Genomic DNA, 19,938 nt, shown 5'->3' with positions numbered 1-19,938 from the left:
ACCGGCCCGTGCCCGCCCCTCCGCCACCGCCAGTCCCTCCGCCATCCCCCGCCCCTCCGCCACTGCCCGTCCCGCCCCTCCTCCGTCACGACCCGCTCCGGAGTAGCCCGCCCGTGACCCTGAGAATCGTCCACCGGCCCGCCCGCAGCACCCGCCCCCCGGAACCCGCCCGGCCCCGTACGGTCGAAGCGCCGCCCAACCTGCCCGAGGGGAAGGCCGGCAACGCGGCCACCGCCCTGCTGCCGATGGCCGGTGTCATGGGCTCCGTGGTCATGATGACCGTGATCCGCAACAGCCGGTTCGCGGTGGTGGGCGCGATCGTGCTGGTCTTCGCGCTGCTGGGCGCGGTGGCGCTGTTCCTGTCGCAGCGCGGCAAGGCGCAGCGCACCCGGCGCACCCAACGTGAGCGCTACCTGGAGTACCTGGAGGAACTGCGGGAGGAACTCGGCGCCGCGGAGCGGCGGCGCCGGGACGCCGAGCGTGAGCTGAACCCGGCGCCGGAGGCGTTGTACGACCTGGTGCGGGACCCGGCCCGGCTGTGGGAGCGGCGGCGCCGGGACGCCGACTTCCTGCGGGTGCGGGTCGGTCTCGGTGACGTACCGGTGCAGGAGCCGGTGATCCAGCAGAGCGGCGCCGGCGGGGTGCTGACGCCGCCGGACCCGTTCATGCTCAACGAGGCCCGCGCCCTGCAGCGCCGGTTCGCCACGGCCGCCGACATGCCCTTGACCGTGCCGTTGGACCGCGCCGGGAACGTCAGCGTCGTCGGCGACCGGGAGGACGTCCTGCGGGTCGCCCGGGCCCTGCTGGTGCAGACGGCGGTGACGCACGCTCCCGACGACGTCGCGCTCGCCCTGGCCGTGCCCGGCGAACGGCTGGCCGAGTGGGAGTGGGCGAAGTGGCTGCCGCACGTGCTGGATCCGCAGGCGCACGACGGTCCGGTGGCCGCCCGTCGCATCGCGCCCGATCTCGTACAGCTGGCCGGGCTGCTCCGGCACGAGCTGGGCCGGCAGTCCGCGTACGCGGCGGAGGTACGGCGCGGGCTCGCCGACCGGAACGCACTGCGGCTGGCGGGCCGGCTGCTGGTGGTCGTCGACGCCCACGGCGAGCCGGCCGCGGAACTCCCGCGCCCGGACTCGGCGGTCGGCCTGCCGGACATGGGCGTCACCGTGCTGCACCTCCTCGAGGAGCAGGTCCACGAGCCGGACGAGGTGGGCGTGCGCATCACCGTCCACGGCGAGCGGGTGGTCGTCGAGGACCTTCGCGGCTCCGCCACCGAGGACGCCACCGCACCGGTCACCGCCGCCGAGGGCACCGTCGACCCGGTCACCGCGGCCGGGGCGGAGGGCATGGCCCGGCTGCTGGCCCCGCTGCGACTGTCGCCGGAGTCCGCCGCCGCCGAGGGCAGCCCCGTCACCGGGCCGGTCGACTTCCCCGCGCTCCTCGGCATCACCGACCCCGCCGACCTGGACCTGACCGCCCTGTGGAAACCGCGCGGCGAACGCGACTTCCTCCGCGTACCCATCGGGCTGACGGACCGCCACGATCCGGTCCTGCTGGACCTGAAGGAGTCCTCGCAGCTCGGCATGGGCCCGCACGGACTGTGCGTGGGCGCGACCGGATCGGGCAAGAGCGAACTGCTGCGCACCCTCGTCCTCGCCCTGGTCACCACCCACTCCCCCGAGGACCTGGCGCTCGTCCTGGTCGACTACAAGGGCGGCGCCACGTTCGCCCCCTTCACCGAACTCCCCCACACCGCCGGGATGATCACCAACCTGGAGAACCGGGCCGGGCTCGTCGAACGCGTCCACACCAGCCTCGCCGGCGAGGTCAAGCGCCGCCAGCAGGTCCTGAAGGACGCCGGCAACGTCGCCGACATCGGTCACTACGCCGTGCTGCGCGCGACGCGGAGGCCGGACCTCGAACCGCTTCCGCACCTGTTCGTCGTCATCGACGAGTTCGGTGAACTCCTCACCGCGAAGCCGGACTTCATCGACCTGTTCCTGTCCATCGGCCGCATCGGCCGCTCCATCGGCGTCCACCTGCTGCTGTCCAGCCAGCGCATCGAGGGCGGCAAGCTCAAGGGCCTGGACACCTACCTGTCGTACCGGCTGGGCCTGCGGACCTTCTCGGCCGACGAGTCCCGCACCGTCCTCGACACCACCGACGCCTTCCATCTGCCGCCCCTGCCCGGATTCGGCTACCTCAAGGTCGACACCTCCACCTACGAACGGTTCAAGGCCGGGTACGTCTCCGGCGCACACCGCGGCCCGGTGGCTCGCGAGCAGCGGGGCGAGGAGCCGCTCGCCCTGCCCTACCCGGCGTACAACACCGCGGGGCGGACCGAGGAGCCGGCGGAGGAACCCGCCGCCACCCGGCGGGAGACCGGCCCCAGCGTCCTGTCCCTCATGGTCGACCGGCTCGCCGGCGCCGCCCCCGCCGTGCGCCGTATATGGCTGCCCCCGCTGCCCGACGCCGTCACCCTGGACGCCGCCGCCGGACCGGTCCGGGTCTCCGAGCGCGGACTGCACCTGGCGCGCGCCACCGGCGGGATGCGGGTGCCGCTCGGCGTGCTCGACGACCCGGCCCGTCAGTGGCAGGGCCAGTGGGTGCTGGACCTGACCACGGCCGGCGGTCACGTGGCCGTGATCGGCGGCCCCCAGTCCGGCAAGACCACCCTGCTGCGGACCCTCGTGCTGTCCCTGGCGGTCACCCACACGCCCCGCGACGTCGCCGTGTACGGCCTGGACCTGGTCGGTGGCGGCCTGTCGGCGACGGCCGCCCTGCCGCACGTCGGCGGGATCGCCGGACGGGCCGACCGTGAGCGCGCGGCCCGTACGGTGGCCGAGGTGCGCGCCATGCTCGACGAACGCGAGACGGTCTTCCGCGAGCACGGCATCGACTCCGTCGACCAGCTCCGCGGTCTCCGCGCCCAGGGTCGGCTGCCGCAGCTCGGCTCCACCGACGTCGTCCTCGTGATCGACGGCTTCGGCGCGCTGCGCGACGACTTCGCCGACCTGGACGAGCCGGTCGCCGACCTGCTGAAGCGGGGCGGCGGCTACGGCATCCACGTGGTGGCGGGCATGCTGCGCTGGAACGACGTCCGCATCGCCACCCAGTCGCTCTTCGGCACCCGCGTCGAGCTGCGCCTGAACGACCCCGCCGACTCCTCCGTCGACCGCAAGCTCTCCGAGACCCTCTCGCCGGACGTGCCCGGCCGGGTGCTCACCGACGGCAAGCTGTTCGCGCAGGCCGCCCTGCCCCGTATCGACGGCTCGCCCACGACCGGCGACCTGGGCCCGGCGCTGGACGAGGCGGCCCGGACCGTCAGCGCCACCTGGCACGGCGAACCCGCCGCCCCGGTGCGGGTACTGCCGGCCCGGCTGCCGGCGACCCGGCTGCCCTCGCCGGCCGCCGAACCGCGGCGGATACCCCTCGGCCTCGACCAGGACGCCCTGGCGCCCGTGCTGCTCGACCTCTTCGGCGGCGACCAGCACCTGCTGGTCCTCGGCGACAACGAGTGCGGCAAGACGAACCTGCTGAAGCTGATCGTCGCCGGGCTCGTCGAGCGGTACTCCGACGACGAGCTGGTCTTCGGCGTCTTCGACCCGCGCCGCGGCCTGCGCGGCGTCGTCCCGGAGCCGTACCGGGGCGGCTACGCCCACAACGCCGCGCTCGCCGCCGCCCTGTCCACGGGCATCGCCGCCGAACTGCAGAAGAGGATGCCGGAGACCGCCGACCCGGACGCGCCCGAGACCGGCGAGCCCGCTTTCCGGGGCCCGCGGATCGTCATCCTCGTCGACGACTACGACATCCTCACCACCGCCGGACAGCAGCCCCTCGCGCCCTTCCTGCCGTACGTCTCCTCCGCGCAGGACATCGGCCTGCACTTCGTCCTGGCACGCCGCACCGCGGGAGCCTCCCGCGCGCTGTACGAGCCGCTGCTGACCACCCTGCGCGAGACGGGCTCCACCGCCCTGGTGATGACCGGCGACCGCACCGAGGGACAGCTCTTCCCCGGCCTGTACGCCTCCCCGCAGCCACCCGGCCGCGGCACCCTGGTCCGCCGCGGCCGGCAGCACCGGCTCGTCCAGACCGCCCTGATCGGAGCCGAGGAGGAACAGTCGTGACCAAGGACGTCATCGCCCTCACCCCGAAGATGCCGGACACCTGGGCCCTGCTGGCCGGCCTGTACGCGGGCGGGCCCGAGGCGGCCGTGACCGCCGACTCCGCGGGCGCGGTGCTGCGGCTGTGCGCCCCGGACGGCAGGCCCCTCGTGTCCGTGGAGGCCCCGCTTCTGGTCCAGGTCCACGGGGAGGCCGAACGGCTGCTCGGGCAGGAGGTGCCCGCGCCGTTCTGGTGGACCGAGGCCCGGGCCTCCGGTGCCGTGCCCGAGGCCGAACGGCTGGCGGGATCGGTGTGCGGGCGGCTCGCCCTGCTGCTGGGCGGCAGCACCTGGCCCGAGTCGGCGGCGGGTACCGGGGTCGTGGACGTTCGTGCGGCGGTCGCGCCGGACGACGGGCAGCCGGTCGTGGACGTCCTCACCGACAGCACGGCCGTCGTCCTGTCCGATCGGCCCGTGCTGGCGTTGACCACCTGGCTCTCCGAGGTGCTGCGCGACACCTCCGAGTCGGGCCGTGCCCTGCAGATCGTCACCCCACCGCACGTCCGGCTCAGTGCCCCGGCCCGCGCCACCCTCCTCCAGGTGCCCAACCGCTGGGTCGTCCAGGACCCGGCACAGGGCTACTACGACGGCCTGTCCGGGGCGGTGCTGCGCTGGCAGGACGGGACGTTCACGCCCGCGCTCGGGGCGGACGGCACGGCCTCGGTCGCCGAGGCGTTCGGCCGGACGTCCCCGTCGAGCGACCGGCAGCTCGTCGTGGCGTTCCGTACGACGCTCCCCGCGCACGAGGACACCGTCCTGGGGGAAGCGCTCGAGACGGCCTGGCGTGCGCTCACCGGCTCGGCGCCGGCCGGCTGGGGCACCGCGGAACCGGTCAACCTGCCCTGGTCGCCCCGTCGGCTGACCGGCCTGGCCCGCAACCGGGCCCCCGAGCCGACCCATGTGATCGTGACAGGACACCCCGACCGGCCCGGGCTGGCGTGGATCCGGGTCACGCGGACCACCGCCGGCGTCGAGCAGGACGTGACGCTCACCCTCGGGTACGGGGAGGGTGAGGAACCGCCCCTGGAGGCGATCGAACCCCTCGCCGAGCGTCTCGTCGCGGAGCACGGCCTGACGACGATGCTGGCGTCGGTGCGGCGGGCCGCCCGCGACCTCACCACGGCTCCCGTGCTCCAGGCGCCGCCCGTCCCGGTCGCCTTCACGCTCGGTGCGCGGGACGTGCGGGGCATCGGCCTCACCCACGCCCGTCGCCCGCCCGTCGCGGTACGGCCGGTCGCCCTGGGACCCGCCTCCGAGCCGGCCCTGCACTACCCGCTGGGCGACGGGTCGGACGCCGGTGCCCTCGTCGAGCTGCGCCGTCTGGCGGCACATCTGCGGGCCGGTGCGCCGGGTGCGGGAGCCTGACGGCACGCTCCGCGCCCCGGGTACGTGCGCCCGGCCGCACCGTGTCCGGATGCCCGTACCCAGGGCCTCAGCGCGCGGCGGACCTCACCCGGCGTGCTCCACGAACCGCGCGGCCGTCTCGGCGAGCACCTCGCGTCCGTCGCGGGCCCACAGTGCGTCGTTGAACAGTTCGACCTCGATGGCGCCGGTGTAGCCGGCCGCCTCCACGTAACGCTTCCACTCCCGCATGTCGACCGCGCCGTCGCCGATCTGGCCGCGGCCGTTGAGCACGCCCTCGGGCAGCGGGGTGATCCAGTCGGCGAGCTGGAAGGTGTGGATGCGGCCCTGGGCGCCGGCGCGGGCGATCTGCACCGGCGCGGTGTCGTCCCACCAGATGTGGTACGTGTCGACGGTGACGCCGACCTGGTGGGCGGGGAAGCGTTCGGCGATGTCGAGGGCCTGGGCGAGGGTGGAGACCACGCACCGGTCGGAGGCGAACATCGGGTGGAGCGGCTCGATGGCCAGTTTCACCCCGTGGTCCTCGGCGTAGGGGCCGAGTTCGGCGAGGGCGTCCGCGATGCGTTCCCGGGCGCCGCGCAGGTCCTTGGACCCGGCCGGCAGGCCGCCGGAGACCAGGACCAGCGTGTCGGTGCCGAGCGTGGCCGCCTCGTCCACGGCACGCCGGTTGTCGGCCAGGGCGGCGGCCCGCTCACCGGCGTCGATCGCGGTGAGGAAGCCGCCCCGGCACAGCGTGGTGACCGTCAGGCCCGCGTCGCGCACGAGCTTCGCCGCGGCCTCCACGCCGTACGCCTGCACCGGCTCGCGCCACAGGCCCACGCCCGGCACGCCCAGTTCCCGGCAGGCGTCGACGAGTTCCGGCAGCGCGAGCTGCTTGACCGTCATCTGGTTGATGCTGAAGCGCGCGAGGTCGGTCACGGGGTCACTCCGTACAGGTGCAGCAGCGTCCTCATGCGTTCCTCGGCCAGCTTGGGGTCGGGGAACAGGCCGAGGCCGTCGGCGAGTTCGTAGGCGCGGGCGAAGTGCGGCAGCGAGCGGGCCGACTGCAGGCCGCCGACCATGGTGAAGTGGCTCTGGTGGCCGGCCAGCCAGGCGAGGAACACCACGCCCGTCTTGTAGAAGCGGGTCGGTGCGCGGAAGAGGTGGCGGGAGAGTTCGACGGTCGGGTCGAGGAGGGCGCGGAAGCCGTCCGTGTTCCCGGTGTCGAGGACGCGGACCGCCTGTGCGGCCAGCGGGCCGAGCGGGTCGAAGATGCCGAGCAGGGCGTGGCTGAAGCCCTGGTCGTCGCCGGCGATCAGCTCGGGGTAGTTGAAGTCGTCGCCGGTGTAGCAGCGCACGCCGTGCGGGAGGCGGCGGCGCAGGTCGATCTCGCGCTGGGCGTCCAGCAGGGAGACCTTGATGCCGTCGACCTTGTCGGGGTGGGCGGCGATGACCTCCAGGAAGGTGTCGGTGGCCGCGTCGAGGTCGGAGGAGCCCCAGTAGCCCTCCAGCGCCGGGTCGAACATCGGGCCCAGCCAGTGCAGGATCACCGGCTCGGCGGCCTGGCGCAGCAGGTGGCCGTAGACCTCCAGGTAGTCCTCGGGGCCCTGCGCCGTCGCGGCGAGGGCGCGGGAGGCCATCAGGATGGCCTGCGCGCCGGACTCCTCGACGACCGCGAGCTGTTCCTCGTAGGCGGCGCGCACCTCGGCGAGGCTGCCGGCGGTGAGCTGGTCGGTGCCGACGCCGCAGGCGATGCGGCCGCCGACGGCCTTCGCCTCGGCGGCGGAGCGGCGGATCAGCTCGGCCGCGCCCGCCCAGTCCAGGCCCATGCCGCGCTGGGCGGTGTCCATGGCCTCGGCGACGCCGAGCCCGTGGGACCACAGGTGGCGGCGGAAGGCGAGGGTGGCGTCCCAGTCGACGGCGGCGGGCGAGTCGGGGGTGGTGTCGGCGTACGGGTCGGCGACGACGTGCGCGGCGGAGAAGACCGTACGGGAGGTGAAGGGGGCTCCGGCGGTGACGGCGAGGGGCTCGGTGCGGGGCTCGTAGGCCCGCAGCGTGCCGTTGGCGTCGGGCAGGTGCAGGGTCACAGCGCGATCTCCGGGACGTCGAGGCGGCGGCCCTCGGCCGAGGACTTCAGGCCCAGTTCGGCGAGTTGGACGCCGCGGGCGCCGGCCAGCAGGTCCCAGTGGTAGGGGGCGTCGGCGTAGACGTGGCGCAGGAACAGCTCCCACTGGGCCTTGAAGCCGTTGTCGAACTCGCCGTTGTCCGGGACCTCCTGCCACTGGTCGCGGAAGACCTCGGTGGCCGGGATGTCCGGGTTCCAGACCGGCTTGGGGGTGGCGCAGCGGTGCTGGACGCGGCAGTTGCGCAGGCCCGCGACCGCGGAGCCCTCGGTGCCGTCCACCTGGAACTCCACCAGTTCGTCGCGGTTGACGCGCACGGCCCAGGAGGAGTTGATCTGGGCGACGGCGCCGCCGTCGAGTTCGAAGATGCCGTAGGCGGCGTCGTCGGCGGTGGCGTCGTAGGGCTTGCCGTTCTCGTCCCAGCGCTGCGGGATGTGGGTGGCGATGAGGGCCTGCACGGACGTCACCCGGCCGAACAGCTCGTGCAGCACGTACTCCCAGTGCGGGAACATGTCGACGACGATGCCGCCGCCGTCCTCCGCGCGGTAGTTCCAGGAGGGACGCTGGGCCTCCTGCCAGTCGCCCTCGAAGACCCAGTAGCCGAACTCGCCGCGCACCGACAGGATTCGGCCGAAGAAGCCGCCGTCGATGAGCCGCTTCAGCTTGAGCAGTCCGGGCAGGAACAGCTTGTCCTGGACGACGCCGTGCTTGATGCCGGCCTCGTTCGCCAGGCGGGCGAGTTCCAGGGCGCCGTCGAGGCCGGTGGCGGTCGGCTTCTCGGTGTAGATGTGCTTGCCCGCCGCGATCGCCTTCTTCAGGGCCTCCTCGCGGGCCGAGGTGACCTGGGCGTCGAAGTAGATGTCGACGCTGTCGTCGGCGAGGACGGCGTCCAGGTCCGTCGAGACGTGCTCCAGGCCGTGCCGCTCGGCAAGCGCGTTCAGCGCGTGCTCGCGGCGGCCGACCAGGATCGGCTCCGGCCACAGCACGGTGCCGTCACCGAGGTCGAGGCCGCCCTGTTCGCGCAGGGCCAGGATGGAGCGGACGAGGTGCTGGCGGTAGCCCATGCGCCCGGTCACACCGTTCATGGCGATACGCACCGTCTTGCGTGTCACGTCATTCCCTTCGTACGCGGTTCGCGCGCCGCATACGCCCCACTGGTGAGCGTGACAGCAAGCGCTTTCTATGTAGAGAGAAGCTAGCCTCTGAACAGCGGTGCGGACAAGACCACGGCGAGTCCGAGTTGTTCGAGGGGGCGAACAACCGCGCGGATGGCCGTAGGGTCTGCTCGGAACCACGGGTGTGGGCGTGGGTGTGTACGACGGCGTACAGCGGCGTACGGCGGGACGCGCGAGGCGGAGGACGAGAGATGACGGTGACCCTGGCGGACGTGGCGGCGCGCGCGCAGGTCTCCCCCGCGACGGTGTCGCGCGTGCTCAACGGCAACTATCCGGTGGCCGCGTCCACCCGCGAACGGGTGCTGAAGGCCGTCGACGAGCTGGACTACGTCCTCAACGGCCCCGCGAGCGCCCTGGCCGCCGCCACCTCCGACCTGGTGGGCATCCTGGTGAACGACATCGCCGACCCGTTCTTCGGGATCATGGCGAGCGCGATCCAGGCGGAGATCGGAGGGCCGGGCGGGCGCGCGGGCGGGGAGAGACTCGCGGTCGTGTGCAACACGGGCGGCTCGCCCGAGCGCGAACTGACCTACCTCACGCTGCTCCAGCGGCAGCGGGCCGCGGCGGTGGTGCTGACCGGCGGGGCGATCGAGGACGCGCCGCACAAGGCGGCGATGGACGCGAAACTGCGGAAGCTGGCGGACGCCGGGACCCGGGTGGTGCTGTGCGGGCGGCCGCCCGCGCCGGAGACCGGCGCGATCGCGCTGACCTTCGACAACCGCGGCGGCGGCCAGGAACTCACCGAGCACCTCATCGGCCTCGGCCACCGGCGCCTCGGCTACATCGCGGGCCCGCAGGAGCGCACCACGACCCGGCACCGCCTGGAGGGCCACCGGGCCGCGCTGGCCGCGCACGGCATCGAGGAGGACCCGCGCTGGACCGTGCACGGCCGCTACGACCGCCGGTCGGGCTACGAGGCAACGCTCGAACTGCTGCGCAGGGACGCGTCGTTGACGGCCGTCGTCGCCGCGAACGACTCCGTCGCGCTGGGCGCGTGCGCGGCGCTGCGGGACTCCGGGCTGCGGATCCCGCAGGACGTGTCGGTGGCCGGCTTCGACGACCTGCCGTTCAGCATCGACGCGGTGCCCGCGCTGACGACGGTGCGGTTGCCGTTGACGGAGGCGGGGGCGCGGGCCGGGCGCATCGCGATGGGGCGGGAGGAGCCGCCGCCGGGCGGGATCGCGTCGGTGCGGGGCGAGTTGATGGTGCGGGGGTCCGCGGCGGCGCCACGGGACTGAACGGGGCGGCGGTAGTCACGGGTTCGCCGGTGCGGGTCGGTGAGGGCCGGTCGCGCGGTTCCTCGCGGGACTGGTGGGGTGGCAGTGCGGGTGCGGGAGTGGGGGCCGTGCGGGGGCGCGGGGTTGGTCGCGCAGTTCGGTGCGGGAGTGGGGGCTGGTCGCGCCGCTCCCGCGCCTCCGGGGGTGCTGGGTGGGGGTTGGTCGCGCAGTTCCCTCTGGCGGGATGGAGGTCCGGTTCTTGTGTCGGCTCAAGGGACGTACTGGGCCTCGCCGTTGCCCAGTGACCAGTCGGCGGGGCCGTTCTCGGTGAGCGTCACGAACACGTTGCGCGGCTCGGTCCCGGCGTAGTCCCGGGCGAGGTCCGCGATGCGCCGGTACAGCGTCCGTTTCTGCTCCGTCGTACGGCCGGCCCGCAGGGTGACGGCCACGTACACGATGCCGGCGTCGCGGTGCACGCCGAGGTAGTCGCCGTAGCGCAGCGTGCCGGTCGTGCCGTCGTGGCCGGTGAGGATCTGGAAGCAGTCGTCCGGAGGCACGCCCAGCGCCTCCACCAGGGCGTCGCGCACCGCGCGCCCGAGCGCGTCGAGGCGGGCGGGGTCGGGGGCGAGCACGTCGATGCGGACGAGGGGCATAGCGCGTCCCTTCTCTCACGGCGCCTCACGGACGCCTGTGCCTCTCACGGCGCCTCACGGACGCCTGTACCTCTCACGGCGCCTCACGGACGCCTGTACCTCTCACGGCGCCTCACGGACGCCTGCGTCTCTCGCGGCGCCTCACGGACGCCCGTTTCGCTCGCGGCGCCTCACGACACCCGCTCTGTACATACCAGTAGGTACAGAGCGTATCCGAAGCGTCCTCCCGGGGCACCGATGAGTTCCGGTGGTCGTTTCGGTCTGTCAGGGCGTTCAGGTTTTCGGCGAGTTGGTCAGGAGCAGCGGTCATGCGGATCGTGGTCACCGAGTTCATCAGCCTCGACGGCGTTTCCCAGGCGCCGGGTGGGCCCGAGGAGGACACCGACGGCGGTTTCGCGCACGGCGGGTGGTCGCACCCGTACTTCGACCCGGAGGTCCTCGGCGGCGCCTTCGACGCGGGGATGGCCGGTGCGGAGGCGCTGCTGTTCGGGCGGCGGACCTGGCAGTCGATGGCCGGGGCCTGGCCCGAGCGCGCCGGGGACCCGTTCGCGGACCGGTTGAACAGCCTGCCGAAGTACGTCGTGTCCGGCACGCTCGGCGAGGCCGACCTGACGTGGCACAACTCCCGCCTGATCCCGGCCGGCGAGGCCCTCGCCCGGATCCGTGAGCTGCGCGCGGCCGAGGGCGGCGACCTGGCGATGATGGGCAGCCCCACGCTCGTACGGACCCTGCTGGCCGAGGACTTGGTGGACGAGTTGCAGCTGATCGTCATGCCGGTGCTGCTCGGCGGCGGCAAGTCGGTCTTTCCCACGGACGGTGCGAAGCGGCCGTTCGAGCTGGTCTCCACGACCACCGCGAAGACCGGCGCCCAGGTGTGCGTCTACCGTCCGGCCGCCCGCGAGGCCTGACCGCGTCCCGGCGGCACGGCTCCGCGCCGGCCGCCGGGCGGCCGCGCCTTCTCCTGGGTCACGACCCGGCCGGCCGGGACCGGCGCCTGGGTCTTGAGCCGGGGGTGCGGGGGTATGGTCCCTTGGCATGAAGCTGGCGTTCTCCACCCTCGGTGTCCCCGGCCTGCCCCTCACCGACGTCCTGGCCCTCGCTCGCACGCACGGCTATCACGGCGTCGAACTGCGCGCCCACCCGGAGGACCCCGTCCACCCGGGCCTCACCGCCGCGCAGCGCGCCGACGCCGCCGCCTCGTTCGCCTCGGCCGGTGTCGACGTCCTGGGCCTCGCCGGATATGCCAGAGTCGCCGCCCCCGGCGCGGACGAGCCGGTCATCGCCGAGATCCGCGCCCTGCTCGACCTGGCCCGTGACCTCGGCGCCCCGTTCGTGCGGGTCTTCCCCGGCGGCGGCACCGGGCAGAGCCCCGAGGAGGCGGACGCGACGGCCGCCCGCCGGCTGGGCACCGCCGCCGAGTACGCGGCCGACCTGGGCGTGCGCATCCTGCTGGAGACCCATGACTCGCACCGCACCGGCGCGGACGCGATGCGTGTCCTCGGGCTGGTCGGCCACCGTCAGGTCGGCGCGCTGTGGGACGTCATGCACACCTGGCTCGGCGGCGAACAGCCCGCGGAGAGCTTCGCCGCCCTCTCCCCGCACCTCGGCTACGTCCAGGTCAAGGACATCGCCTCCGCCGACGACACCACCCCGCTCCCGCTCGGCGCCGGAGTGCTGCCGCTGAGCGACTGCGTGGAGATCCTCTCCCGGCACGGCTGGGACGGCTGGCTCTGCTGGGAGTACGAGAAGCGCTGGTACGCCGACGCCGCGCCGCTTCCCGACCTCCTCGCCCCGGGCCGCGAGCACCTGTCCCGGCTCCTCAACGATTCGGCCTGACGGCACCGCACCGGAGAACCGGAGAACCGGAGAACCGGAGAATTCGGAGAACCCTGAGGTCCCGGAGAGCCTGAGAACCCCGGAGAGCCTGCGGACCGGGAGAGCCTGCGGACCGGGAGAGGCTTCGAACCGGGAAACCAGCGGACGGGAAATCCGAGAACCGGGAAAGGCACGCTCCGGAACAAACACCACTCGTCCGCGTGTCAATATTTGAATTGATAACGGAGCTGTCATTCCGTCGGGTCAAGTTCTAGTCTGTGAGGAGAGGTTGACACGATAAGAAAAAGAAAGGGAGGTGAATGACATGCTCGCTTACGAGCGTCCGACGCTTACCCGGGTCGGCTCCTTCCGCATCACCGGCCTCGGCCTGTTCAGGGGTCCGGAACGCCTCATCCGGCTGAGGTTCAGCCTGTGACCCATCGGTTGTTTCCCCTCGGGGAAACGTGCCCGGGCGGCGGCGGTTCGCGTCCCCTTCCCACCGCCTCCCGGACCTGACGACTGACATCCCACGGCCCCCTGGAGGCCCTTGTGGGCTGGTTCGTCGTACTGCCCGACGACGCGTCGGCGGCCCCCGTCGGCGAGGCGTTGCGGGCTCGCTCCGTACAGGAGATCAGCCATTCCTCCGGGCGGCCGTGGCTGCTCGGCCACTGGGACGGGGCGGAGCCGACCGTGGGGGCGGCGGGCACGACCCGCATCGCGGTCCTCGGCGACCACGCCCTGACGGCGCGTCGGCTTACCGCCGAGGCGGCCCGTACACGGACGGTCAACGACATCGACCACTGGGCCACGCGTCTCCCGGGCAGTTTCCACCTCGTGGCATCGGCCGGCGGGCAGGTCCGTGTGCAGGGAAGTGTCACCGGTCTGCGCCCGGTTTTCCACGCCCGCGCCCACGGCACGCATCTGGCAGGTGACCGGGCGGACGTCCTGGCCGACCTGCTCGGCGCCGGAATCGACGAACGGCGTCTCGCGCTCCGACTGCTGAATTCCTCCGCACTGCATCCGGTGACGGCACTTCCGGTGTGGCGCGGCGTCGATGCCGTGCCCGGCGGGCACTGCCTCGTGATCGACGCGCAGGGACACGGCCGGACCTTGACCCGGTGGACGCCGCCCGAGCCGGTGCTGCCGATGGCCGAGGGCGCCGCGGCCCTGCGGGACGCGCTGCGGGACGCCGTCGCGGCACGGGTCCACGGCCGCGACCTGGTCAGCTGCGACCTGGGCGGACTGGACTCCACCTCCGTGTGCTGCCTGGCGGCCGACGGCCCCGCGCGAGTGATCGCCTACACCGCCGACGCCCGCGACCCCATGGGCACGGACGCCGACTGGGCCCGCCGCACCGTGGCCGCGCTGGGCACCGTCGAGCACCACGTCATCGCGGGCGACGACGTGCCGCTCGTGTACGACGGGCTGGCGGACGCGGACGACCTCTTCGACGAACCCTGCCCGGCCGTCGTGCACCGCACCGGCTGGCTGGTCGTCCCCCGGGCCGCGGCGGAACGCGGCTCGCACCTGCACCTGACCGGCTTCGGCGGGGACGAACTCCTCGCCGGCTCCCCGGCCCACCTGCACACACTGCTGCGCCTGCACCCGGGCGTCGCCTGGCAGCGCGTGCGCGGCTTCGCCGCGCAGCGGCCGTGGTCGTACCGGGAGACGGTGCGGCAACTGCGGGACAACAGCACCTACGACACGTGGCTGGCCCGGGTCGCGGACCGGCTCACCGACGCACCGCCCGCGGAGAACACCCCCACCCTGGACTGGGGCATGCCGCCCCGCATGCCCCCGTGGGCCACCCCGGACGCGGTGACGGCCGCGCGGGAGGTGATCCTGGACGCCGCCGCCACCGCACAGCCGCTGGCGGCGACCCGCGGACAGCACGTCGAGCTGGAGGCGATGCGGTGCACCTCCAGCATGGTCCGGCAACTCGCCCAGATGGCCGGACGGTTCGGCCTGGGCATCGCCGCCCCCTACTACGACGACCGGGTGATCGAGGCGGGGATGGCCGTGCGGGCACAGGACCGGGTGACGCCCTGGGCGTACAAGCCGCTGATCGCCGAGGCGATGCACGGTGTCGTACCGGAGGCGAGCCTGGCCCGGCACACCAAGGACGAGGGCTCCTACGACGTGGAGACGGGACTGCGCGACCACCGGGCCGGACTGCTCGCCCTGTGCGAGGACTCCCGGCTGGCCCGGCTGGGCCTGATCGACGCGCACACCCTGCGCGAGGTGTGCGAACGTCCGCTGCCGCCGTCCCTGCAGTTCGACGCGCTCTACCAGACCGTGGCCTGCGAGGTGTGGCTGCGGACGCTCGAGACCTCCGCCGTGCCGTCCTGACGGACCAGGGAGAGACCATGACGCTGAGACTGCGTGCGGGTGTGTTCACGGCCGAGACCGACTACGGCATCGCCCTGCTGGACGAGGACCACGACCAGTACTTCACCCTCAACCCCACCGCCGCCGCCGTCATCCGGACCCTGCTGGACGGCGCGGAGGTGCCCGCGGCGGCACGGGCCCTGACCACCCGGTACGCGGTGGACGCCGCGACCGCGGAGGACGACGTGCGGAGCCTGGTCGGGGAACTGCGCGCCGCGGGCCTGGTGGAGGACGACGACGGGCCCCGCCCGCACGGGCGGCGGACATGAGCTCGCCGGAGGTCGTGGCCCACGATCCCCGTGCGGTGCCGCTGCCGTACCGGATCCTGGTGCGGTTCGTGGTGGCCGTCGCGCGCGTACTGGCCGGCCGGCGTCCGCGGCTCATCCGTACCCTGCTGGCCCGGGTGAGCCGCGGCGCCCGACCGGCCACCGTCGCACGCACCCGGGCCGCACGGAACGCGGTGGTCGCGGTCAGCCTGTCCTGCGCGGGCCGGGAGGGCTGCCTGCCGCGGTCCCTGGCCACCGCCCTGCTGTGCCGCCTGCACGGCCAGTGGCCCACCTGGTGCGTGGGCGCACGGCGCCTGCCGCCGTTCGGGGCCCACGCCTGGGTGGAGGCCGAGGGAGTGGCGGTGGGCGAGGAGTACCCGCCGGACTACTTCCGGCCGCTGTTCACCGTGCCGTGCGGCGGGAGCGCCGACCGCGCCGACCGAGGCCTGGGCCGTGAACGGGCAGCGGGCCGCCTCGGATAGCCGGTCCGGCACCGACAGCCGGGCCGCCACGGACAGCCGGGCCGCCACGGACAGCCGGGCCGCCTCGGACGGCCGGGACAGCCGGGCCGTGGCGGACGGCCGGGTCGGCGTCGGCGACGCGCTGCGTCTGCTGCGCGGGCACCGGCGGCGGATCGTCCTCGCGGTGCTGCTGATGCTGGGCGCCTCGGCCCTCGGTCTGGCCCAGCCGCTGCTGGTGAAACGGGTGATCGAGGCGGCCACGGCCGAGCGGGCGATCGGCCCGGACGTCGCCCTGCTCGTCGTGTTCTTCCTGGCCCAGGCGGTGGTGCAGGGCTTCGCCCAGTACACGCTCGCCCGGACCGGCGAGGGCATCGTGCTGGGCATCCGGCTCGGTCTGATCCGCCATCTGCTGCGGCTGCCCATGCGCCAGTACGACCGGCACCGCGTCGGTGACCTCATCTCCCGGGTCAGCAGCGACAGCACCACGCTGCGGCTGCTCGTCGCCGAGGGCTTCACGGACGCGGTGACCGGCGGCATCGGACTGATCGGCGTGGTGGCGCTGATGATCTGGCTGGACTGGCTGCTGTTCCTGATCGTGCTGGCCGTCGTGGCCCTCGCCACGGTGCTGGTCGGCTCGGTGCTGCGAGGCATCTCCGCCGCCTCGCTGGCCACCCAGCAGGCGACGGGGGCGATGACCGCCGATCTGGAGCGCGCGCTGGGCGCCATCCGCACCGTCCGCGCCAACCGGGCCGAGCAGCGCGAGTCGGAACGCATCGGCGGGCGGGCCCGGTCGGCGTACGCGGGGAGCGTGCGGATGGCGCGGCTGGACGCGGTGGTCGCACCGGCCGTAGAACTCGCCGTCAAGGGCTCGTTCGTCGTGGTGCTGCTCATCGGGGGCATGCGGGTCGCCGGACGGGACGGATCGGTGGCGGACCTGGCCGCCTTCCTGCTGTACATGGTCTATCTGGTCGGGCCGATCGGTTCGGTGTTCCAGTCGCTGAGCACCATGGAGCAGGGCGTCGGCGCGTACCGCAGGGTCACCGAGGTCATGGCCCTGCCGGCGGAGCGGGAGACCGGTCCGGGCCCCGCACCGCGGTCCGGGCCCGGGCGGACGCCGCCGCTGCTGGCGTTCCGGGACGTGTGGTTCGCCTACGAGGCGGGCCGGCCCGTCCTGCGGGGCGTGACCTTCGAGGTGCCCGAGCACGCCCATGTCGCCCTGATCGGCAGTTCCGGCGTCGGGAAGTCCACCGTGTTCGCGCTCATCGAGCGGTTCTACGACCCCGACCGCGGCCGGATCGAGTTCGGCGGCCGGGACATCCGCACGGCCGGCCGCTCCGCGCACCGGTCCCGGATCGGCCTCGTGGAGCAGCAGGCGCCCGTGCTGTACGGCACGCTGCGGGAGAACCTGACGTACGCGGTGCCGGACGCGACGCCCGAGGAGGTGGACCGGGTCGTGGAACGGGTCCACCTGACGGATCTCGTGGCCCGGCTGCCCCACGGCCTGGACACCGACGCCGGGGAGCGCGGCATGGCGCTGTCCGGCGGCGAGCGTCAGCGCATCGCCATCGCGCGGGCACTGCTGGCCCGGCCCCGGCTGCTCCTGCTGGACGAGCCGACGGCCCATCTGGACGCGGTCGGCGAGGCGGCGCTGCGCCGGTCGATCCGCGAGGTGTCGGCGCAGTGCACGCTGCTGGTCATCGCGCACCGCATGTCGACGGTGCGCGCCGCGGACCTGATCGTCGTGCTCGACGGCGGCCGGGTCGTCGCCACCGGCACCCACGAGCAACTGGCCGCCGGCAGCGAGCACTACCGGCGCCTGCTCCGCGCCCAGCAGCCCGGCCACACCGACACCGCCCACTCCGCCGACACCGCCGCCGACACCGCCAACACTGCCGACGACACCGCCGACGCCACCGCCGCCAACACCGCCGCCAGCACTGCCGACGACACCCCCGACACGACCGGTGCGACAGGGCTCACGGACAGCGACGGTCTGACCGTCCGGTCCGGCCCGGCCGAGTAGCGGCACCCAGCGGCCGACAGCGCAACCGGCCGCCCGGCACACCCTCGGACCGGCCCTCGGACGGCCCGTGGTCCACGGTCTGCGGTCCGCAGTCCGCAGTCCGCGGTCCGTAGTCCGCGGTCCGTAGTCCGCGGTCTGAGGTCCGGTGTCCGGTCCACGGTCTGCGGTCTGCGGTCTGCGGTCCGGTCCTCGGTCCTCGGTCCGCGCCTCGGCCCTCAGTCCGCAGTCCGCGCCTCGGTCCTCAGTCCGCAGTCCGCAGTCCGCGCCTCGGTCCTCGGCCCACGGTCCGGGGCCCGCGGTCAGGGCCTCCGTCCTCGGTCCGAGGTCCGCCCGCCCCGGTCGAGGCGCGTCACGGCCGGCTGACGGCGGGCTCCGGCTGCGCGGCGGTCGGTGCCGGGCGGCGGAAGGTGACCGAGGTCAGGGCCACCCCGCCGACCAGCAGGGCCGCCGCGCACCAGCGCAGAGGGGTGACCGACTCGCCCAGGAACAGTGCGGCCGACGACATGCCGAAGACGGGGACGAGCAGGGAGAACGGCGCGACCGTGGAGGCCGGGTGGCGGCGCAGCAGCCACCCCCAGGCGCCGAAGCCGAACACGGTGGCCACCCAGGCGACGTACAGGAGGGCGCCGGCGCCCTGCCAGTCGAGGCCGCGCAGCGCGTCGAGGTCCCGGGAGGGGCCCTCCAGCAGCAGGGACAGGGCCAGCAGGGGCAGCACCGGCACCGTGCTCACCCAGATCATGAAGTTCAGGGCGTCCGGCGGCGCCGCCTTGCGGGTGAGGATGTTGGAGACGCCCCAGCAGGCCGCCGCCGCGACGACCAGGGCGAAGCCGAGCAGCGGGCCCGAGGTGCCCTCGTCGACCGCCGCCACGCCGATCCCGGCCAGCGCCACCGCCATGCCCACCAGCCGGATGCCGGAGGGTCGTTCGCCGAGCAGCGCGAAGGCGAACAGGGCGGTGAACACGGCCTGGACCTGCAGCACCAGGGAGGACAGTCCGCCCGGCATGCCCGCGTCCATGCCGACGAACAGCAGCCCGAACTTGGCCACCCCCAGCGCCAGTCCCACTCCGAGGATCCACTTCCACGCCACCTTGGGCCGCCCCACGAGGAACACCGCGGGCAGCGCCGCCACCAGGAACCGCAGGGCGGAGAAGAGCAGCGGCGGGAAGTGGCCGAGCCCGATCTCGATGACGGTGAAGTTCACGCCCCACACGGCGGCGACGAGGACGGCGAGGAACAGGTGGGAAGGTCGCATGGGTCGAGGATCACCGCCCACCACACTTCAGCACCAGCGATGATTCCTGCATGGTTGGATGAAGCACCGCTTACCGATCGGGAGCCGTCCGCCATGCTCGACCTCCAGCGCCTGCGCGCCCTGCACGCCGTCTCCGTCCACGGCACCGTCGGCGCCGCCGCCGTGGCGCTCGGCTACACGTCCTCCGCCGTCTCCCAGCAGATCGCCAAGCTGGAGCGGGAGACGCGGACCGTGCTGCTGGAGCGGGAGGGGCGGGGTGTGCGGCTGACCGACGAGGCGCACCAACTGGTGCGTGCGGCACGGGAGCTGCTCGCCATCGTGGAGCGGGCGGAGACCGAGCTGGAGGAGCGGCGCGGCGTGCCGGCCGGCCGGCTGACCATCGCCGCGTTCGCCTCGGCGGCGCGCGGGCTGATGCCGCCCGTGCTGGCCGACCTGGCCCGCCGGCACCCGGCGCTCGACACGCGGCTCACCGAGATCGACCCGCACCTGTCCGTGGACCTGGTGGCCAAGGGCGCGGTCGACCTGGTGGTGGCGCACGACTGGGACATCGCGCCGCTGCCCGCCCCGGCGGGCGTGGATCAGGCGGTCGTCGGGGACGACCTGTGCGATCTGCTGGTGCCCGAGGGCCATCCGTTCGCGGGGCGTACGGCGGTGCGGCGGGAGGAGCTGGGCGGTGAGCGGTGGATCTGCCAGCCGCCGGGCCGGGTCTGCCACGAGTGGCTGGTGCGCACCCTGCGCGCGGCCGGGCACGAGCCGGAGATCGTGCACCAGGCCGACGAGAACCCGACGCTGGTCGCCCTGGTCGCGGCCGGGCTCGGCATCGCGCTGATCCCCCGGCTGGGTCGCGGCCCGCTGCCTGCGGGAGTGGTGGAGGTGCCGCTCGATCCGATTCCCGTCCGGCGGCTGTACGCGCTGTGGCGGACCGGCGCGGCCCGCCGCCCGGCGATCGCGGAGACGGTCCGCACCCTGCGCGAGCACTGGCCGGCCGTGTCGGCGCACGCACCCCGCTGACCCCGTCCGGCCCCCGGGCCCCGACTTCGGGAAACCGGGCCCGGGCGGGGA

The 19,938-nt window shown here is 73.9% G+C and carries 16 protein-coding genes; 11 read left to right on the top strand and 5 right to left on the bottom strand.

The annotated features are described in order from the left end of the window. Positions 1 to 113 precede the first annotated feature (113 nt). Entirely contained in the window at positions 114 to 4,127 is a 4,014-nt protein-coding gene (eccCa, locus tag FGW31_RS22280) for a type VII secretion protein EccCa (RefSeq protein ID WP_142195240.1), read from the top strand. Further along, entirely contained in the window at positions 4,124 to 5,527 is a 1,404-nt protein-coding gene (locus tag FGW31_RS22275; protein WP_142195239.1) for a DUF6177 family protein, read from the top strand. Before eccCa ends, FGW31_RS22275 begins: the two co-directional genes overlap by 4 nt. Positions 5,528 to 5,611: 84 nt before the next feature. Here the strand turns inward: FGW31_RS22275 and FGW31_RS22270 are convergent, their stop codons facing one another. Genes FGW31_RS22270 through FGW31_RS22260 form a run of 3 tightly spaced genes read right to left on the bottom strand, consistent with a single transcriptional unit; the run spans position 5,612 to position 8,738 of the window. After that, the gene (locus FGW31_RS22270; RefSeq protein ID WP_182674738.1) at positions 5,612 to 6,442 is read right to left on the bottom strand and encodes a sugar phosphate isomerase/epimerase family protein; all 831 of its coding nucleotides are present in this window, start codon (positions 6,440 to 6,442) and stop codon (positions 5,612 to 5,614) included. Next, complete coding sequence (locus FGW31_RS22265) at positions 6,439 to 7,590, bottom strand: dihydrodipicolinate synthase family protein (protein ID WP_142195238.1); 1,152 nt, start codon at positions 7,588 to 7,590, stop codon at positions 6,439 to 6,441. Before FGW31_RS22265 ends, FGW31_RS22270 begins: the two co-directional genes overlap by 4 nt. Next, positions 7,587 to 8,738: a Gfo/Idh/MocA family protein gene (locus FGW31_RS22260; protein ID WP_182674740.1), complete on the bottom strand. Its 1,152-nt coding sequence runs from the start codon at positions 8,736 to 8,738 to the stop codon at positions 7,587 to 7,589. Before FGW31_RS22260 ends, FGW31_RS22265 begins: the two co-directional genes overlap by 4 nt. Positions 8,739 to 8,992: 254 nt before the next feature. Here FGW31_RS22260 and FGW31_RS22255 point away from each other — a divergent pair, with 254 nt between their 5' ends. Beyond that, on the top strand, positions 8,993 to 10,039 hold the full coding sequence (locus FGW31_RS22255; protein ID WP_142195237.1) for a LacI family DNA-binding transcriptional regulator: 1,047 nt from the start codon (positions 8,993 to 8,995) through the stop codon (positions 10,037 to 10,039). A 248-nt stretch (positions 10,040 to 10,287) separates the two neighbouring features. On the opposite strand, the gene FGW31_RS22250 is transcribed toward FGW31_RS22255, so the two are convergent. Continuing rightward, on the bottom strand, positions 10,288 to 10,671 hold the full coding sequence (locus tag FGW31_RS22250; protein ID WP_142195236.1) for a tautomerase family protein: 384 nt from the start codon (positions 10,669 to 10,671) through the stop codon (positions 10,288 to 10,290). 308 nt (positions 10,672 to 10,979) lie between these two features. Here FGW31_RS22250 and FGW31_RS22245 point away from each other — a divergent pair, with 308 nt between their 5' ends. The 7 genes from FGW31_RS22245 to FGW31_RS22210 all read left to right on the top strand — a co-directional run bounded on the left by FGW31_RS22245 (position 10,980) and on the right by FGW31_RS22210 (position 17,624). After that, complete coding sequence (locus FGW31_RS22245) at positions 10,980 to 11,579, top strand: dihydrofolate reductase family protein (protein WP_142195235.1); 600 nt, start codon at positions 10,980 to 10,982, stop codon at positions 11,577 to 11,579. 127 nt (positions 11,580 to 11,706) lie between these two features. Beyond that, positions 11,707 to 12,507, top strand: a complete 801-nt coding sequence (locus tag FGW31_RS22235) for a sugar phosphate isomerase/epimerase family protein (protein ID WP_142195234.1) — start codon at positions 11,707 to 11,709, stop codon at positions 12,505 to 12,507. Positions 12,508 to 12,811: 304 nt separating this feature from the next. Continuing rightward, positions 12,812 to 12,922, top strand: coding sequence for a keywimysin-related RiPP (locus tag FGW31_RS22230; RefSeq protein WP_142195233.1), 111 nt, complete (start codon positions 12,812 to 12,814; stop codon positions 12,920 to 12,922). A 113-nt stretch (positions 12,923 to 13,035) separates the two neighbouring features. Next, entirely contained in the window at positions 13,036 to 14,835 is a 1,800-nt protein-coding gene (locus FGW31_RS22225; protein ID WP_308432272.1) for a lasso peptide isopeptide bond-forming cyclase, read from the top strand. A gap of 17 nt (positions 14,836 to 14,852) precedes the next feature. Next, positions 14,853 to 15,143 carry a lasso peptide biosynthesis PqqD family chaperone gene (locus tag FGW31_RS22220; protein WP_142195231.1) on the top strand — a complete coding sequence of 97 codons (291 nt, stop codon included), beginning with the start codon at positions 14,853 to 14,855 and terminating at the stop codon, positions 15,141 to 15,143. Then, positions 15,140 to 15,622, top strand: coding sequence for a lasso peptide biosynthesis B2 protein (locus FGW31_RS22215; protein ID WP_142195230.1), 483 nt, complete (start codon positions 15,140 to 15,142; stop codon positions 15,620 to 15,622). The genes FGW31_RS22220 and FGW31_RS22215 overlap by 4 nt, the downstream gene beginning before the upstream one ends. Before the next feature lie 88 nt (positions 15,623 to 15,710). Continuing rightward, the gene (locus tag FGW31_RS22210) at positions 15,711 to 17,624 is read left to right on the top strand and encodes an ABC transporter ATP-binding protein (RefSeq protein ID WP_373303413.1); all 1,914 of its coding nucleotides are present in this window, start codon (positions 15,711 to 15,713) and stop codon (positions 17,622 to 17,624) included. Positions 17,625 to 17,973: 349 nt separating this feature from the next. On the opposite strand, the gene FGW31_RS22205 is transcribed toward FGW31_RS22210, so the two are convergent. Then, complete coding sequence (locus tag FGW31_RS22205) at positions 17,974 to 18,876, bottom strand: EamA family transporter (protein ID WP_142195229.1); 903 nt, start codon at positions 18,874 to 18,876, stop codon at positions 17,974 to 17,976. A gap of 93 nt (positions 18,877 to 18,969) precedes the next feature. On the opposite strand from FGW31_RS22205, the gene FGW31_RS22200 reads away from it, so the two are divergent. Beyond that, entirely contained in the window at positions 18,970 to 19,887 is a 918-nt protein-coding gene (locus FGW31_RS22200; protein WP_142195228.1) for a LysR family transcriptional regulator, read from the top strand. Positions 19,888 to 19,938: the final 51 nt, after the last annotated feature.

The sequence above is a fragment of the Streptomyces calvus genome, assembly GCF_006782915.1.
GTDB lineage: Bacteria > Actinomycetota > Actinomycetes > Streptomycetales > Streptomycetaceae > Streptomyces > Streptomyces calvus.
This window is presented reverse-complemented; position numbering and strand designations above follow the sequence as displayed.